Consider the following 16,929-nt stretch of genomic DNA (forward strand, 5'->3'; position numbering starts at 1 on the left):
CGGTTGACTGTGCCGCAAACCGGTCTAATCTTTAGAAGAGAATTGAAATTACACCAGGAGTGTTTCATGCAGGATGCCCTTTTCGACGTCCATGGCCCCGACGACGAGGTCGGCTACCGCGTGCCGATCGCCTGCCAAGTCGCCGGCATTACCTACCGTCAGCTGGACTACTGGGCCCGCACCAAGCTGGTTCAGCCCAGCATCCGTAATGCCGCCGGCTCCGGCTCCCAGCGCCTGTACTCCTTCCGCGACATCCTGGTGCTGAAGATCGTGAAGGGCCTGCTGGATACCGGCATTTCCCTGCAGAACATCCGCAAGGCCGTGGAAAAGCTGGAGAACCTGGGCGTCGACGACCTCGCCGGCATCACCCTCGTCTCCGACGGCCACACCGTCTACGAGTGCCGCTCCTCCGAGGAAGTCATCGACCTCCTCAACGGCGGCCAGGGCGTATTCGGCATTGCCGTTCCGGGCCTGATGAAGGAACTGACCGGCACCATCACCGCCTTCCCCTCCGAGAAGGTCGTGCAGGACGCTGCCATCGACGAGCTGGCCGAGCGCCGCCGTCGCCGTATGGCCTAAAGCTGCCTCAGAAAAGCTCCCCGCGCCCGCTGGTTCAGCTCCGGCAGGGGACCATCCTGAAGCTGCGGGGCCAACACTCCACCAATCTCTTCTGCGACCTCCACCTTGGAGACCGCCAGCGCCTCATCGGCCATCTGCCGATCCGCTGGCTTCCACAGCTCCGCGCCCGGCTGGCCACCCTCACCCCACGCCTTGTAAGCCTTAATCGCTTCCGCGTCCGGCTTACGCACAACCTCCGCCTTTAGGCAGTGGTCCAGCTCCACCTCGTTCGCATCGTTGAACTCCTGCACCGCATCCTTCAACTCCGCCTCATTCGCAGCCCACACCTGCACCACGAATTCCCCCTGCGGGCATTCCGGCGCGGCCAAGTCGTCCTGGTTATTCCGCGCCAGCGCCACCCACCCGGCCACTAGGAGCGCCACCACGATCACGGCCGCGAGCGCTGCCCAGACCCATCCGGCAACCCGATAGTTCTGCTTTCCGCTTGCGTGACGTGCCACGATTCTTCTTCCTCCCAGTAGTTTTCTACCCAGTGTAGGCCAGTAGCCGCTTGCGCAGCCCCTGTCCGCGCTCCATCAGCCCCTTTTGCCGGGCCACGTACTCCGCCCGTCCCGCCGGGGTCTCGATCCGCACCGGCTCGAAACCCCATTCGCGCAGGTCATAGGGCGAAGCCTCCATGTCCAGCCGGCGCACGTCGCACGCCAGCTCGAAGCAGTCCAGCCACAGCTCGCCGGGGATCAGCGGCCCCAGCTTCGTGGCCCACTTGTATAGATCCATGGTGGCGTGCAGGCACCCCGGCTGCTCCAGCTGGGGCTGCGAGTCGCGTGTTGGGGTGTGGGCATTGCGGGGCGCGGCGGCGTCCGTAAAAAAGCGATAAGCGTCAAAGTGCGTGCACTTCAACTGCGACGCTTCCACCACCTCGTCGGTACCGGCCGCGCCCAGCCGCAAAGGCTCGGGGTGGCGGGGCGCATCCTTGTAGACCATCGCCCACTCGTGCAACCCAAAGCAGCCGAGCACGGGCGGATGCCGGTACGTGGCGTCCAACAGCCGAGCGATATAGCGCACCGTCTTGCCTCGCGTGGCCATAAACCGTTCCGCATCGAGGGTCCACACGTCGCCGCGGCGCACGTAGTGGTCCTTGTACTGCGGCAGGTCGCCGTCGCCATCCCACACCACACCCTTATTGACGCCCGGATGCCAGTGGCTCAGCTTCCCAGGGGTAGTGGGGTAGTAGGTGAACATGAAATCCCACACCGGGTGCCTTTCACCCTCCGCGCGGCGCCTGCGGTGCCCCTCGGTGAGGCGCTGCACGCGCTCCCTGTGGGCGGCTTGCCTATCGCGCCAGTTGTGCAGTACCTCAGTCATGGGTCCAGTCGCGGACGGTGCCGACGAGCTCCTCGATGATGTCCTCCAGCGTGATCATGCCGATGATCTGCCCATCCGCATCCACCACGGCGGCGATGTGGCTGGAGGTACGGCGCATGTTACGCATCGCTACGTCGAAGCTGGAACCCGTCTTGACCTCCAGCAGGGGGCGGATGTCCGTGGTATCCAGCTGGCCGTCGGGCTCCACCAGGTTGTCCAGCACATCCTTGACGTGGACGTAGCCGATCCACTTGCCCTTGGAATCGGTGACGGGGAAGCGGGAGTAGCCCGTCTCCTGCACCGCCTTCTCCACGGCCGCGACCTTCATCCGTGGGCCATCCTGTCGGATGCAGTGCACGTCGGCCGCGGGGATCAGCACCTCGTCCAGCGTGCGCCGCGAGGAGCTCAGTGCCTTGTCCAGGCGGTTGGCCTCCTCCGGGGCGATCAGCCCTTCGGAGCGGGAATCCTGGATCATGCTGGCCAGCTCGGCAGGGGAGACGGTGGAGTCCAGCTCGTCCTTCTGCTCCACGCCCATCAGCTTGAGCGTGTGGCGCGCGATCCAGTTCAGCAGCTGCATGATCGGGTTCGTGATTTTCACGAACAACAGGTGCAGTGGCACCACGAACGTCGCCACGGTTTCCGGGCCGGCCAGGGCGATGTTCTTCGGCACCATCTCACCCAGGATGATGTGCAGCATCGTCACGACCAGCAGGGCAATCGCAAAGCTCACCGGGTGCAGCATCTCCAGTGGCAGCCCCAGTGCCTCGAACGGCGCCTCGATGAGGTGCGCGATCGCGGGCTCGCCGACCTTACCCAGCAGCAGCGAGGCGATCGTAATGCCGAACTGCGCGCCCGCCAGCATGATCGACAGGTGCTCGCTGGCGTAAAGCACCCGCTTGGCGCGCTTGTTGCCCGCGGCGATCATGGAATCCAGGCGATCCCTGCGCGAGGAAATCAGCGCGAACTCCACCGCCACGAAGAAGGCGTTGAGCGCCAGCAGGAAGACGGCAAAGACGATGGCCCAAATGTCACTCATTAGTTTGCCTCCTCCTTGGTCAGCGGTTGCAGCAGCACCTTGTCCACGCGCCGGTTATCCATCTCCTTGACGGTGGCCCGCCAGCGTCCGGACATGCCCGTTTCGAAGCTCTCCATCATCTCGTTGTCGCCGACGGGCAGCAACACCTCGTCCCCCTCGGCGGGGATGCGCCCCAGCGTGGCCATGATCAACCCGCCGAGCGTATCGTAGTCGCCCTCTGGCGCGGTGTAGCCCACGGCGTCCGGCAGCTCGTCGGTGCGCACCAGGCCGGAAACCTCCCAGTGGGTGCCCGTCTTGCGGACTTCCTTGTCCTCTTCCACGTCGTCGTGCTCGTCCCACACCTCGCCGAGGATCTCCTCGACCACGTCCTCGATCGTCACGATTCCGGCGGTGCCGCCGTACTCGTCCACGACCATCACCAGCTGCGAGCCCGCGGCCCGCACCTGATTCAGCACGTCATCGCCGCTCAAAGAATCCGGCACGGAGGGGACGTTCTTCATCAGCTTGTTCAAAGTGGTGGTGGGGCGCGAGTCGTGGGGGATGGTCAGTGCATCCTTCACGTGCACCACGCCCACGGTCTCGTCCAGGTCCCCACGGGTCACGGGGAAGCGCGAGTGCCCGGTTTCCAGCGCCAGCTCGATCAGATCCTGCGCGGTCTCCTCGACAGTCAGAGATTCGACGGTCGACCGGGGTGTCATCACATCCTCCGCTGAGGCGTCACTAAACCGCAGCGACAGATCCAGAATCCGCGCCTTAGACTCGGTGAACCCACCGCTGCCCGTCGAGTTTCTCACCAGCGCCGAGAGCTCCTCGGCCGATCGTGCGGACGCCAACTCGTCCGCCGGCTCAATGCCCAACTTCCGCACAACCGCGTTGGCCATGGAGTTCATCCCGTTGATGAACCACTTCAGCACCACGTTGAAGGTCCACGCCGGGCGGATCGTAGCGCGGGCCACCTCGATGGGGTGGGTGATTGCCAGGTTCTTCGGCACCAGCTCGCCGAACACCATCGACAGCACCGTCGCCACAATCAGCGACAGCACCAGGGCGATCGGCATGGCGGCGGCCTCGCTTAACCCCGCAGCTTCCAGCACCGGGTCGAAGAACTTCGCCAGGATCGGCTCCGCCAGATAACCCGTGGCCAGGGTGGTGATCGTAATGCCCAGCTGCGCGCCGGAAAGCAGAAAGGAGAGCTGCCCGTGCGCCTTTTGCACCAGCTTCGCCGTGCCGTCGCCCTTGGTGCGGGCGTGCTCGTCAATGGTGGAGCGTTCCAGCCCCGTCATCGCGAATTCCACAGCCACGAACAGGCCGGTAGCGGCCGTTAGCAGCACAAACAGGACTAGCCCGACTAGGGAAAGAACTATGTCCACTTGAGTATTCCGACTCCTAAATCTTCTTCAGCTCGGCGACCAATTTGGCGCCCGGCAGCACGGTTGGGTGCACCCCGGCCTTGGCCATCATTCTCTCGGTATCAGCTTGCTGGTCCGCGAAGGAAAGCGTCACCACCGTGCCGCTTGCCCCGGCGCGGGCGGTGCGCCCGGCCCGGTGGACATACGCCTTGTGCTCGGCCGGAGGGTCGATGTGCACGACCAGCTCCACGTCCTTCACGTCGATCCCGCGGGCGGCAATGTCGGTGGCCACCAGCACGGTATTCTTGCCTTCGGTAAAGCCATCCAACGCCGCTTGGCGGGTGTTCTGCCCCTTATTACCGTGAATCCCCACGGCGGGCACTCCCGCGCGCACCAGCTTCTTTACCTGCCGGTCTACGGCGTACTTGGTGCGCATGAACATTACAGTACGCTTCCGCAGCTTTCCAATGGCCACGACCAGCTCGTTGCGCTCCTCGCGGCTGTCCACCACGCCCAGCAGGTGGCGCATCGTGTCCACGCTGGCGGTGGCCTCGCCGGTGGAGTGCGTCACGGGGTCGCGCATGTATTTATCCACCAGCACCTGCACGTCGCCGTCCAGCGTGGCGGAAAACAGCAGGTGCTGCGCCTGCTTTGGCATGCGGTCCAGCAGCTTGGTCACCTGCGGCAGAAAGCCCATGTCGGCCATCTGGTCTGCTTCGTCGATGGCCACGACCTTCACGTCGGAAAAGTCCAACATGCCTTGCCCCAGCAAATCCAGGGCGCGCCCCGGCGTGGCCACCAGAATGTCCACCGGCCTGGCCAGCGCCGTAACGTTGCGCTGGATCTTCACCCCGCCGACGACCTCCAGCAGCCGCTGACCGGCCGCGTTCGCAATCGGATCCAGCCGCGAGCGCACCTGTGTCGCCAGCTCTCTGGTCGGTACCAGCACCACGCCACGCGGCTTTTTTGGTTTTGACGCCCCCCGCCTCAGCAACTGAATCATCGGCAGCCCGAACGTGAATGTCTTGCCGGAACCTGTCGGTCCGCGGCCGAGAACATCCCGCCCCTCGACGGCCGCGGGGATGGCGGCCGCTTGAATGGGGAAGGGTTTGGTTATTCCCTCGGCGGAAAGCTCCTTGGTGATGCAGTCATCCAACCCGAGCTTTCCGAACTCTGATCGGGACAATTACGCTTCAACCTCGCTACGGTCCCCGGACCAGAGGGTGTGGAAGGAGCCCTCGCGGTCGGTGCGGCGGTAGGTGTGGGCGCCGAAGTAGTCGCGCTGGCCCTGAATCAGAGCCGCCGGCAGGCGCTCGGCGCGCAGCGAGTCGTAGTAGGACAGGGAAGAGGCGAACACCGGCACCGGCTGACCCAGCTGGGTGGCCAGAATGACCACGCGGCGCCAGGAGTCGATCAGGCCACCCAACTCGCCCTTGAAGTACGGGTCCAGCAGCAGGGAGGGCAGCTCCGCGTTCGCGTCGTAGGCCTCGCGGATGCGGTTCAGGAACTTCGCACGAATGATGCAGCCACCCCGCCAGATGGTGGCCAAGTCGCGGGGGTCCACGCCCCACTTGTGCTCCTCGGAGCCGGCCTTGATCTCGTCAAAGCCCTGCGCGTATGCCACCAGCTTGGAAGCGTACAGCGCGCGGCGGACGTCCTCGATGAACTCCTCCTTCGGCACGTCCAGGGTGGACAGCTCGCCGCTAGGCAGGTTGCCGATGGTGGCGTCGCGCTGCTCGCGGGCGCCCGACAGCGCGCGGGCGAACACGGCCTCGCCGATGCCGGTGGTCGGGATGCCCAGGTCCAGGGCCGCCTTCACGGTCCAGCGGCCGGTGCCCTTCTGTCCCGCGGAGTCCACGATGACGTCGATCAGCGGCTTGCCGGTCTTCTCATCGGTCTGGGAGAGCACCTCGGCGGTGATCTCGATCAGGTAGGAATCCAGGTCGCCCTCGTTCCACGTCTTGAACACCTCCGCGATCTCCGCCGGCTCCATGCCCGCGCCGTAGCGCAGCAGCTGGTAGGCCTCGCCGATGACCTGCATGTCGGCGTACTCGATGCCGTTGTGCACCATCTTCACGAAGTGTCCCGCGCCGTCGGGGCCGATGTGCGTCACACACGGGGTGCCGTCGACCTTCGCCGCCACGGATTCCAGCAGCGGCCCCAGGGCCTCCCAGGATTCCGCCGGGCCACCGGGCATAATCGCCGGGCCGTTCAGCGCGCCTTCCTCACCGCCGGAGATGCCGGCGCCGACAAAGTTCAGGCCGCGCTCGGACATCTCGGCCTCGCGGCGGATCGTGTCGGTGTACAGGGCATTACCGCCGTCGATGATGATGTCGCCTTCGTCCATTTCCGCGGCGAGCTGGGAAATAACGGCGTCAGTACCAGCACCTGCCTGCACCATGATCAGGGCGCGACGGGGCCGCTCCAGCGACTTAACGAAATCGGCGATCGTCTCCGAGGGAACGAAGTTGCCGGTCTCGCCGAAGTCCTCCATGAACTTGTCGGTCTTCGCGGTGGTGCGGTTGTAGACGGCCACGGTGTGACCGTTGTTGGCAAAGTTCCGGGCGATGTTGGAGCCCATCACGGCCAGTCCAACAACACCAATCTGGGCGGTTCCTTCAGCAGTAGTCATGGTTTTACATCTTACAGGGCGATGTGTTGGTTAGTCTTAGGCACATGTCCAATATTTTCATTGAACTAAGTCGTGTTGCCACCGAGCGTGATCTCACCGAGCAGGAGATCGCCACCCTCAACGAACTACTGGCCAAGCACCCCACCCTCGACCGCACTCTTGGCGTACAGTACCGTGCCGTCGGCCCGGACACGATGCAGCTGGCCCTCGAGATCACGGAGGACCACCTGCAGCCCTGGGGTGTAACTAACGGCGGCGTGTACGCCAGCCTGGGGGAGACCGCCGGTTCGATGGCCAGCTTCGTCGCCGCGGGCGCCGGCCCGGCAGTCGTGGGCACCTCCAACCAGACGCACTTCCTGCGCCCGTCCGTCAAGGGCGACGTCATCGTCTCCACCGTTCAGGCAGAGCACGTTGGGCGCACCACGCACCTGTTCCGCGTGGAGCACAAAAACGAAAAAACCGGCAAGACCTGCGCCTTGACCTTCCTCAAGACGCAGGTAGTGCCGGATATGCCGAAGGCTTAGTCGGAGACTGCGCGGGTATCGCGGCCTTCGCCGAAGCGCAGGTTGTCGCGCACCTCGATGGAGCGGATGCCTTCCTTGTCCTCCAGGTCGCGCAGCTTGCGGATCGCGTTGCGCGCGTGCAGCTGCTGGCGGGTTGCCACCAGCTGCCAACGGCGACGGGACACGGAGTTCAGGCCCCAGCTGAAAGCTGCGACCGCACGGTTGCGGAAGCCCACCATGTACAGCAGGTGCAGCAGCAGCCACATTACCCAGCCAAAGAAACCGGAGACTTCGGCCTTGTTCATCTTCACCACTGCGTTGAAGCGGGAGACGATGGCCATGGAGCCCTTGTCGAAGTAGCTAAACGGAACACGGCCCTCGGGGGCGGTGCCGTTGTTGACCTCATCCAGGATGGTGCTTGCTGCGTACTGGCCGCCCTGCATCGCCACCTGAGCCACGCCCGGCAGACGGTCCTTGCTCATCATGTCGCCCACGATGAAGATGTTGCGGTGCTCGCCCAGGGTCAGGTCGTCGTTCACCGGCACGCGACCCGCGCGGTCGACCTCGATGCCAGCCTGCTCTGCCACGTGCTTGCCCAGCGGAGAAGCGGCAACACCAGCGGACCAGATCTTAGCGTAGGAGGGCACGAAGTGCTCCTCCTCGGTCTTCATGTCCTTGTAGCGCACGCCCTCCTTGGACACGTCGGTGACCAGGGAGTTGAGGATGACCTCCACGCCCAGGTCCTCCAGGCGGCGGGCAGCCTTGCGGCCCAGGCGCTTGCCGAACGGCGCCAGCACCTGCGAGCCACCGTCGATCAGCAGGATGCGGGTGTCCTCTGTGTCGATCTCGCGGAACTCGTCGCGCAGGGTGCGGTGGGACATCTCGGCCAGCTGGCCGGCCAGCTCCACGCCGGTCGGGCCGGCGCCGACGACCACGAAGGTCAGCAGGCGCTCGCGGGCCTCCGGGTCGGTGGTGATCTCGGCGCGCTCGAAGGCGCCGGTCACACGGGCGCGGATCTCCAGCGCGTCGTCGACGGTCTTCATACCCGGCGCGAACTCTGCGAACTGCTCGTTGCCGAAGTAGGACTGGCCGGCGCCGGCCGCCAGGATCAGCGAGTCGTACTTCAGTACGGCATCGGTGCCGCCCAGGTCGGCGGTGACGGTCTGCTCGTTGATGTCCACGTTGCGGACCTCGCCCTTGACCACGCGGACGTTGTCCTGGTCCGCCAGGATCTGGCGGATGGACGGGGCGATCTCGCCCTCGGAGAGGATGCCGGTCGCAACCTGGTAAAGCAGCGGCTGGAACAGGTGGTGGTTCGTCCGGTCGACGATTGTGACCTGGACGTTCTCGTTTTTAAACTTTTTCGCCGCAAACAGTCCGCCGAAGCCCGCGCCGATGATTACGACGTGGTGGCGGTTTGATGTGCTGGTCATCTAGTTGCTTCTCCTCAATGATGGTTGTAATCCGGCACCATCTTAATTGTTTCAGGCGTGCGCTTCACACCGAGATCCCCCGGATCTGAAAAATTCGGGCGCTTTCGGTTGCGCCTAGGAAGCCAAAAGTTGTTTTCCTAGTAACTTCGGGGGGAGTTACAGCGCAAAAGGAAGGCATGATGACGTCTCCGTACATCGACGAGGAACGCTGGCCGCGCCTGGTTGCCGCCCCGCAATCTCGTTTTATGGGCCGCCGGGCCGAGGCCGTCACCACGCGCATGGAAGCGCTACTTTCTTCTCACGGAATTGCTTTGGACGCCGGCTCGGTGCCGCACATGGTCGTTCGGGACGGCCAGGTGATCGATCGGGTAGTCGCCGAGGGCTGGTTGGGCTTGGCGGAAGGCTACATGGCCGGGGAGTGGTCCGCCGAACCGCTCCCGGAGGTTCTTGGAGCCTTGATGGATCAGCCCTTCGAGGGGAAGTTCGGGGAGTTTTTCGCCCGCCGGACTCCGAAGCGCCGCGGTCCGGCTCCGGGGGAGCTGCCGGAGGCCCTCGTGGAGCTCTACGCCGGCGCCACCCGCGCCACGGGCGCCGCCCAGTTCAGTAGCGCCTCCCGCACGAGCGCGCATGAGGACGGCATCGACTTCACCTGGTTCGGCGAGCCGGACCCAGTGGAGCGCCTTGACCTGGACGACGCGCAGCGCCGCCGCATCACCACCATGCTCGACGAGGCCGAGGTCGGACCCGGCGACCGCGTGCTGGAGATGCCCTCCTCCGGCGGCCAGCTGGCAGTGCAGGCCGCCAAGCGCGGCGCCCGTGTGGACGTTCTGACCAGCGACGAGGACCACGCGGACGCCGTACGCGCCCGCGTCCACACCGCCGGGGTCGGGGGAGCAGTGAACGTGGAGGTCATCGCCGGGCCGGTGCCCTCCCCGCGCCAGTGGTCCGGCCGCTACGAGGCCATCTTCTCCGTCGAGCGCATGGAGACCCTGGGGCTCGGGGGTTTGAGCCACTACCTCAAGGCTGTCGACCGCATGCTCTCCGACGACGGGCTGGCCGTGATCCAGTCGATCATCGCCACCGACGAGATGCGTGAGACCGCCCGCGAATCCCTGGACGTCATGCGTGCCTACGTCTGGCCCGCCCTGGAGTACCCCACCGTCCAGCAGGTCCGCGAGGCCGCGGCCGAGCACACCCAGCTCACCGTCGTCGCGGAGAACAACCTCAGCGCCCACCTGCGCGCAACGTTGCCACTGTGGCGTGCGAACTTCCTCTCCCGCGAGCGCCAGGCCGCGGCCGCCGGCTTTGACCCGGTGTTCCGCCACCTCTGGGACTACCAACTGGCTCTCCACGAGGCCCTGGCCACCTCCGAAGACATCGGGTGCGTCCAATTCGTCCTCGCCCCGAAGTAGTTTTGCGATTTCCCCACGGGGCTCGCCGGATAGTTTTAGCGTAATAATAACTATTCGCGCATAACCCCCGAGAGGAACTCTTTCCGTGACTACTCCCACGAACCCCGATGTCATCATCGTTGGCGCCGGCCTGGCCGGCCTCGTCGCTGCCTACGAGGCGCAGAAGTCGGGTCTGAAGGTCCTGATCCTGGACCAGGAAAACCGCAACAACCTTGGCGGACAGGCATTCTGGTCGCTCGGTGGCCTGTTCTACGTGGGAAGCCCCGAGCAGAAGCTGATGGGGGTCAAAGACTCCGAGGAGCTCGCCTGGCGCGACTGGGAGAACTCCGCGCAGTTCGACGATTCCCAGAACGACTACTGGCCGCGCCGCTGGGGCCGCGAGTACGTCCGCTTCGCAGCCACTGAAAAGCGCGACTACCTCAAGGCCCTCGGCCTCAACGTGCTGCCCACCGTCGGCTGGGCCGAGCGCGGTTCCGGAGACGCCAGCGGCCACGGCAACTCTGTGCCCCGCTTCCACCTAACCTGGGGCACTGGCCCGGAGGTCGTGCGCGTCTTCCGCGAGCCCATCGAGGCCGCGGAGGCGGAAGGCAAGGTCGAGTTCCGCTTCCGCCACCAGGTCGACGAGCTGATCGTAGAAAATGACGCCGTCGTCGGCGTGCGCGGCAGCGTGCTGGAACCGAGCGATCTGGACCGCGGCGTGGCGTCCTCTAGAAAGACCGTAGGGGAGTTCGAGCTGCGCGCGCGTGCCGTCGTCGTGACTTCCGGCGGCATCGGCGGCAACCTCGACCTGGTGCGTCGCGCGTGGCCGACCGACCAATGGGGCCCGGTGCCGAACGACATGGTCACCGGCGTGCCCGCTCACGTCGATGGCCGCATGATCCAGATCTCCGAAACCGCCGGCGCGAACCTGGTGAACACCGACCGCATGTGGGCCTACACCGAGGGCATGAAGAACTGGAACTCCATTTGGCCCGGCCACGGTATCCGCATCATCCCTGGCCCGTCCTCCCTGTGGATCGACGCGACCGGCAAGCGTTTCCCCAGCAACATCATCCCAGGTGGCGACACGATTGCTACCATGAAGCACCTCGGCACCACCGGCCATAGCTACTCCTGGTTCATCCTGAACAAGACGATTGCCGACAAGGAGTTCATCTTCTCCGGCTCCGAGCAGAACCCGGACCTGACCATCAAGAAGGTTAAGAACCTGCTCTCCAAGGTCGGCCCCGGCACGCACCCCGCCGTGAAGGCATTCATGGACCACGGCGAGGACTGGGTGGTCGCCGACGACCTGGGTTCCCTGGTCGAGGGCATGAACGCCATCGCCGACGACGATGCCCCCGCCCTCGACGTCCACGACCTGCGCCGCATCATCGAGGACCGCGATTCGCAGGTGGACAACAACTTCAGCAAGGACGCGCAGATCAACTACATCCGCACTGCCCGCGGATACCTGGGCGACAAGATCGTCCGCTGCGCTGCCCCGCACCGCCTACTCGACGAGTCGAAGGGGCCGCTAATCGCCGTCAAGCTGCACGTGCTGACCCGCAAGACCCTCGGCGGCATCGAGACCGACCTTTCCGGCCGCTGCCTGCGCACCGACGGATCGGTTCTGCCCGGCCTTTACGCCGCCGGCGAGGTCGCCGGCTTCGGCGGTGGCGGCATGCACGGCAAGAACGCCCTCGAGGGCACCTTCCTCGGCGGCTGCATCCACTCCGGCAAGCGCGTCGGCGAGAACCTGAAGGCGACTATTGCTCAGCTCTAGCGCTTCATCATCCGCGCCATGATCTCCGTCATAGCGCGACGTGGCATGCGCTGCGACACGCTCATTAGCACCTTGTTGAAGGTGCCTGAGACCATAGACGGCGGCGGGAACTTGCGTAGCAAGGATTCGATTCCATCGGCCACAACGTCGTGGCTGCTCATTCGCTTCAGCCCGCCGTCGGCGCGGTCGCTGCCCGCCACCCGGAAGAATTCCGTCTCCGTCGGCCCGGGGCACAGCGCCATGATCCGCACGCCGGAGCCCTTCCGCTCGGCGTACAGACCCTCCGTAAACGACAGAACAAACGACTTCGTCGCGCCGTAAACGACCATGCCGGGGGAGGGCTGGAACCCCGCGATAGACGCCACATTCAGAATGAATCCATTCCCGCGCTCCTCGAACCGCGGCAGGAACATGTGCGTCAGCTCCACCAGCGCGTGCACGTTAACCGCGATCTCCGCGCGAAGGCGGTCGGTCGGGACGTCGGTAAAGGACTCGTAGTTGGCGAAGCCCGCGTTGTTGATTAGCGAGGTCACCGTAATCCCGCGCGTCGAAAGCTCCCACGAGATCTCGCCCGCCACGCCGTGCTCGGATAGGTCTTTGGCTATTACCTCGACCTTTACTTTATGACGCCTCTTAATCTCCGCCGCAATCTTGTTCAGCCGATCCTGGCGGCGCGCGACCAGTACAAGGTTTGCGCCCTTGGCTGCCAGTTGGGTGGCGAATTCCTTGCCGAGGCCCGAGCTGGCGCCTGTGATGAGGACGGTTTCTTGGGAGAGATCCAAAGTGCTCATAGTGTCATTTTTACACGAAATCTGGGCCTTGGGTGAAGAATGAAGAATAGGTCACACGTTCTAGTAAAGGTTGAGATTTTGCATTTAATTGGCCAAAAACCTTGACTGTGGTCGATTGTATGTTCTAAACTGGTGTCAGTTCACGAAGGGGATCGTATGAACACCACAACACTCACCACAAACACCACCGAACCGCCGCCCGATACCGCAGAGCCTTACTACCGGCTTGCGCGTTCCAACGACCCGTTAACGGCGACGTCCCGTGCCCTCAATCTGACCCACCTCGCCATGGTCGAGCAGTCTACTCCGGCACCGGACGACCTCGTTCCCGATCATGTCTCCAAGCTCGCGGTGCGCTTCGGCATCAGCAAGGTAGTGGCGGCAAACTATGCCGACGCTGGGCTGATGCTCCAAGCCTTCCCACAACTCCACCAGCTGTTCCGCAGCGGCGCTTTCACTATTCGTCATATCCAGCAGGTCACCGAGGCTGTCGAGGCCGTAGCCCCGGACAAGCGCGCCGAGGTGGAACAGGAGATCCTGAAGGCCCTTAAGCCCACCGTGCCGAACCAGCAGGTTCCCACCCCGCGGGCGGCCTACAACAAGGTCAAGGCGATTGTGGGGGATCGGGACAAGCTAGCGGTTCCGCTGGACGACACTCCGCCAATGGATACGAATTCGCCCGAACTGGTGATCGACCGCAGCCAGTACGAGACCACCGCGTTCACCCTCACAGTGCCGCGCCTGCGCGGCGTGGAGCTGCACAAGGCGGTGAAGGCGGCCTCCCTGAAGCGCGGATGCTCCATGGGGGAGGCTTTCCTGGCGATGTTCGAGCAGAACATCACCACCGAGGTCACCTTGAACCTGTACAAGGCCGTCGGCCCGCAGCCCCGCGGAGTCTTCGCCGAGGATCACTGGCTGTCCGAGGCCGCTAGTTGCGAGTGGCTCGCGAAAGTCACCCACCTGGCAGCCCCCGGTTACACCGCGACGGAGGGGTACCAGCCGACGGAGTTGCTGCGGGCGTCAGTAATAGGGCGCGATGGGCACTGCCGTTTTCCGGGCTGCGATGCGCCGGGGTACACATGCGACATCGACCATGTGCACCGCCACGCCGACGGTGGGCCGACCTCGACGGCAAATATGCATCTGCTTTGTCGTACCCATCACCGGCTGAAAACCGCCGGTACCTGGGACGTTGCGCTGCACGCCGATGGCACCGAAGTGTGGACCTCGCACGGAGACGGCCACGAGGTTGTGACCGTGCCCGACGGGCCACTGGCGCGCGAGAACTTCGCCGAGCGCGGGGTGCGCAAGGCGCGGGTAGTGCGCAAGCTTAACGAGGAGAAGCTCAACGCCGATCCGATGATGCCGCGCGGGCTGTCCATCACCCGCGAGGAGCTGCAGAAGATGCTGAACTGCGCCTCCGTCGGAGAAATCAAGGAAGAGCTTCAGCGGCGGATCAAGAGTGAGATCACGATCGCCAACGCCATCGCCGAGCTGGCGCGAGAGGAACTGAACAGCCAGATCGAGCAGCTCGAACAATTGCAGAAGGACGAAGAGGAGCCGCCGTTCTAACCACTACTTTGAGGAGGTGACGGGCAGTACCAGCAGCGCGCCGAACACGCAGATGATGCTGCACATCAGGAACATGCCGGGGTAATCGAAATGCCTCAACGCGAGGGCCGCGAGGCCACCGCAGAACATGTTGCTGACCCCCTGGGTGAGCGACATCAGCGACACGTCGCGCGCACGGTTCTTCTTGCTGGGCAGCGACTCATTAACCATGGCCTGATCCACGCTGCTGAACACGCCCCAACTCAACCCCAACAGCATCGCCGCGGCATAAACCAAACCCATGCTGGTGGCGATAGTCATCATGCCCGTAGCGCCCGCGACACCAAGCGCCGAGACGACCACCAGGATCTTCCTCCGCCCCAGCCGGTCCGACACGCCACCGCTGACGAACGCAGTAATGATGGTGAATACCGCATACAGCAGGGTCAGCTCCAGTACGCCAGCATCCGGGTCGGGCACGCCAATGTGATCCCGCAGGTAATACAGCAGGTAGAATAAGCTGGTGTAGTTGGCCAGGTGAATCACGAAACGGCTGGTGAAAACAAGCCAATAGTTCCGGTAAGAGCCCTCGTCGCCGACCGTCGCGGACAGCGAATTATGCGGACGGACGTGCACGTCTACGTGACCGCGCCCGAAAGCGAATTGGAAGATAAAGAGAAGGGAAATGACGCCCACAACCCAGTACGCCTGCTGAATCGGCAAAGCTGCGGCAACGGCAGTCCCGCCAACGATTCCGAAGGTGTAGGTCGCGCCGACGATTCCGGACACCAACCCGAACTTTTCTTGGGGGACAACATCCGCGGTGACTGTCATCAGGTTGTTCGTTACGAACGCCACGAACACCTGAACCAAGCACCACAACCCGGTGAGCACCCAGAAGCTGGGGCTGAAGGACATCAGCAGCAATCCCAGCGTTACCAACGGCGCGGCCAACAGAACCCACGGCAGGCGCTTGCCCCAGCGACCCACCCAGAACCAGCTGCGGTCGGCGATATATCCGGTCAGCAGGCTCGTAACTACGGCGGTCGCACCGCCGAGCATCATCATGAGGGCGAGGGAATCCTCTTTGTTGTCGGGCCGCAGCTCGATCATCTGCAACCCCAGCAGCAGCTGCGTGGGGCCGGCCCAGGCGAAGACGGAGCCGAAGAAGGCCACGCCGAACTTCCAATAGAACCGCTTCGGCTCGCGCTCGGCGGCGGTAAGAGTCTGCAGCATCAGTGGCCCTTCTCTCTGAACTCGGCATCGATTTCCGGGGTGATGGCGCCCTCGCGGATCAGCGCCTGTAGCAGACGCCCAGCGGGCTTGACTTGCCGGTCCACGTTCACCACGCCGAACTTCTGCGCCATCCCCTCGGACCACTCCCAGTTGTCCACGAAGCACCAGTGGTAGTAGCGCTCGACCTCCGGAACGCGGGAAAGCTCCGCCAGGTGGTCCAGGATGAACGCGCAACGGAAGCGCTCGGCGGCGTCGGCGGTGCCGTTCTCGGTGATCCACACCGGCAGTTGGTAGCGCTTCGCGAGCTCGGCGGAGACCTCCGCAATCCCCGGCGGGTAGACTTCCCAGCCGAGGTCATTAGTTGGGGTTCCGGGGAAGGTGGCGTCAGAAAAACCGCGCACCGCCGTGCGCGAGTAGTAGTTAATGGCCACAGCATCGGCGAAGACCCCGCCGCTGGGCAGGTCGAGGCCGGGGCGACCGAGCACGGGATGGAAGCGCCCCTCGAAGAAGGCGGGCTCGATCGCGCCCTGGAAAAGCCACTCGACCAGGGGAGTAAGCAGCCGGTGGACGGGGTTGCGCGGGTTCATGGGGGCGAAGACTCGGCGGTGGTGGGCGAAGGTGACTCGCGGATTGTCCAAGCGTGAGTGGATACGCTGGTAGGCCAGCAAGTGCGCGGCCGCCATGTTCCGCAGGCAGGGGCGTACCTTCGGCAGGCCACCGCGGCCGGGTGGGGTGGAGCCGAAGAGGTAAGCCTCGGTGGCGAAGACGTTCGGCTCGTTGATGGTGATCCAGTCGGTCACCACGTCACCCAGATGGTCGAGCACGACGTCGACGTAGCGCAGGAAAATCTCCACGTTCGGCTCGCGGGTGAATGCGCCGTTGGCTTCGAACCAGGCGGGGTGGCCGAAATGATGCAGGGTGACTAGTGGTTCGATTCCGCGTTCGCGCAGGTCGAGAAACTCTTCTCTGTAGCGTTGAAGCGCGTCGTGGTCGTAGCGGCCGGGCTCGGGTTCCACGCGCGACCACTCCACGCCGACGCGCGCGATCTGCAGGCCGAGGTCGCTCATGAGCTGGTTGTCTTCGCGCCAGCGGCGCCAGTGGTCAGTGGTCGGGTGCGGGGTGGTGCCGTCTTTGGCGACCCACTCGCTCCAGTTGTTGGGGCGCGGTGATCCTTCGATCTGCAGCCCGGCCGATGCAGTACCGATGCGGATGTTGCTGAGGTCCATGCACTTAACTTATTGACGCCCTTAGTTTCCGTTGGCAAAGTTTTCGGTTTT

The 16,929-nt window shown here is 64.3% G+C and carries 15 protein-coding genes; 5 read left to right on the forward strand and 10 right to left on the reverse strand.

Annotated features, from left to right (window positions below):
• The first annotated feature begins 66 nt into the window (after window positions 1-66).
• The gene (locus tag L8V00_RS02070) at window positions 67-579 is read left to right on the forward strand and encodes a MerR family transcriptional regulator (protein ID WP_005294601.1); all 513 of its coding nucleotides are present in this window, start codon (window positions 67-69) and stop codon (window positions 577-579) included.
• On the opposite strand, the gene L8V00_RS02075 is transcribed toward L8V00_RS02070, so the two are convergent.
• Genes L8V00_RS02075 through gndA form a run of 6 tightly spaced genes read right to left on the reverse strand, consistent with a single transcriptional unit; the run spans window position 576 to window position 6,961 of the window.
• Entirely contained in the window at window positions 576-1,079 is a 504-nt protein-coding gene (locus tag L8V00_RS02075; RefSeq protein WP_269944092.1) for a hypothetical protein, read from the reverse strand. The two genes, L8V00_RS02070 and L8V00_RS02075, sit on opposite strands and share 4 nt — an antisense overlap.
• Window positions 1,080-1,104: 25 nt before the next feature.
• On the reverse strand, window positions 1,105-1,944 hold the full coding sequence (locus L8V00_RS02080) for a 3-methyladenine DNA glycosylase (RefSeq protein ID WP_269944093.1): 840 nt from the start codon (window positions 1,942-1,944) through the stop codon (window positions 1,105-1,107).
• The gene (locus tag L8V00_RS02085; protein ID WP_269944094.1) at window positions 1,937-2,980 is read right to left on the reverse strand and encodes a hemolysin family protein; all 1,044 of its coding nucleotides are present in this window, start codon (window positions 2,978-2,980) and stop codon (window positions 1,937-1,939) included. Before L8V00_RS02085 ends, L8V00_RS02080 begins: the two co-directional genes overlap by 8 nt.
• The gene (locus tag L8V00_RS02090) at window positions 2,980-4,350 is read right to left on the reverse strand and encodes a CNNM domain-containing protein (protein WP_035004016.1); all 1,371 of its coding nucleotides are present in this window, start codon (window positions 4,348-4,350) and stop codon (window positions 2,980-2,982) included. Before L8V00_RS02090 ends, L8V00_RS02085 begins: the two co-directional genes overlap by 1 nt.
• Window positions 4,351-4,366: 16 nt before the next feature.
• Complete coding sequence (locus L8V00_RS02095) at window positions 4,367-5,515, reverse strand: DEAD/DEAH box helicase (RefSeq protein ID WP_269944095.1); 1,149 nt, start codon at window positions 5,513-5,515, stop codon at window positions 4,367-4,369.
• Window positions 5,516-6,961, reverse strand: a complete 1,446-nt coding sequence (gndA, locus tag L8V00_RS02100; protein ID WP_049050005.1) for an NADP-dependent phosphogluconate dehydrogenase — start codon at window positions 6,959-6,961, stop codon at window positions 5,516-5,518.
• Window positions 6,962-7,005: 44 nt separating this feature from the next.
• On the opposite strand from gndA, the gene L8V00_RS02105 reads away from it, so the two are divergent.
• Entirely contained in the window at window positions 7,006-7,485 is a 480-nt protein-coding gene (locus tag L8V00_RS02105; protein WP_269944096.1) for a PaaI family thioesterase, read from the forward strand.
• On the opposite strand, the gene L8V00_RS02110 is transcribed toward L8V00_RS02105, so the two are convergent.
• Entirely contained in the window at window positions 7,482-8,897 is a 1,416-nt protein-coding gene (locus tag L8V00_RS02110) for an NAD(P)/FAD-dependent oxidoreductase (RefSeq protein WP_269944097.1), read from the reverse strand. The genes L8V00_RS02105 and L8V00_RS02110 overlap by 4 nt on opposite strands.
• Before the next feature lie 179 nt (window positions 8,898-9,076).
• On the opposite strand from L8V00_RS02110, the gene L8V00_RS02115 reads away from it, so the two are divergent.
• Window positions 9,077-10,309, forward strand: a complete 1,233-nt coding sequence (locus L8V00_RS02115; RefSeq protein ID WP_049050004.1) for a class I SAM-dependent methyltransferase — start codon at window positions 9,077-9,079, stop codon at window positions 10,307-10,309.
• Between the two features lie 85 nt (window positions 10,310-10,394).
• Entirely contained in the window at window positions 10,395-12,074 is a 1,680-nt protein-coding gene (locus L8V00_RS02120; RefSeq protein ID WP_035004006.1) for an FAD-binding dehydrogenase, read from the forward strand.
• Here L8V00_RS02120 and L8V00_RS02125 read toward each other — a convergent pair.
• Window positions 12,071-12,865 (reverse strand): SDR family NAD(P)-dependent oxidoreductase, encoded by a 795-nt coding sequence (locus tag L8V00_RS02125; RefSeq protein WP_269944098.1) that lies wholly within the window; start codon window positions 12,863-12,865, stop codon window positions 12,071-12,073. The two genes, L8V00_RS02120 and L8V00_RS02125, sit on opposite strands and share 4 nt — an antisense overlap.
• A gap of 156 nt (window positions 12,866-13,021) precedes the next feature.
• On the opposite strand from L8V00_RS02125, the gene L8V00_RS02130 reads away from it, so the two are divergent.
• Window positions 13,022-14,437 (forward strand): HNH endonuclease, encoded by a 1,416-nt coding sequence (locus L8V00_RS02130; RefSeq protein WP_269944099.1) that lies wholly within the window; start codon window positions 13,022-13,024, stop codon window positions 14,435-14,437.
• Window positions 14,438-14,440: 3 nt separating this feature from the next.
• Here the strand turns inward: L8V00_RS02130 and L8V00_RS02135 are convergent, their stop codons facing one another.
• On the reverse strand, window positions 14,441-15,652 hold the full coding sequence (locus tag L8V00_RS02135) for an MFS transporter (RefSeq protein WP_269944100.1): 1,212 nt from the start codon (window positions 15,650-15,652) through the stop codon (window positions 14,441-14,443).
• Window positions 15,652-16,878: a glycoside hydrolase family 1 protein gene (locus tag L8V00_RS02140; RefSeq protein ID WP_269944101.1), complete on the reverse strand. Its 1,227-nt coding sequence runs from the start codon at window positions 16,876-16,878 to the stop codon at window positions 15,652-15,654. Before L8V00_RS02140 ends, L8V00_RS02135 begins: the two co-directional genes overlap by 1 nt.
• Window positions 16,879-16,929 lie beyond the last annotated feature (51 nt).

Origin of the sequence: Corynebacterium evansiae (assembly GCF_027570065.1) — a bacterium.
In the GTDB taxonomy this organism is placed as follows: Bacteria; Actinomycetota; Actinomycetes; order Mycobacteriales; family Mycobacteriaceae; genus Corynebacterium; species Corynebacterium evansiae.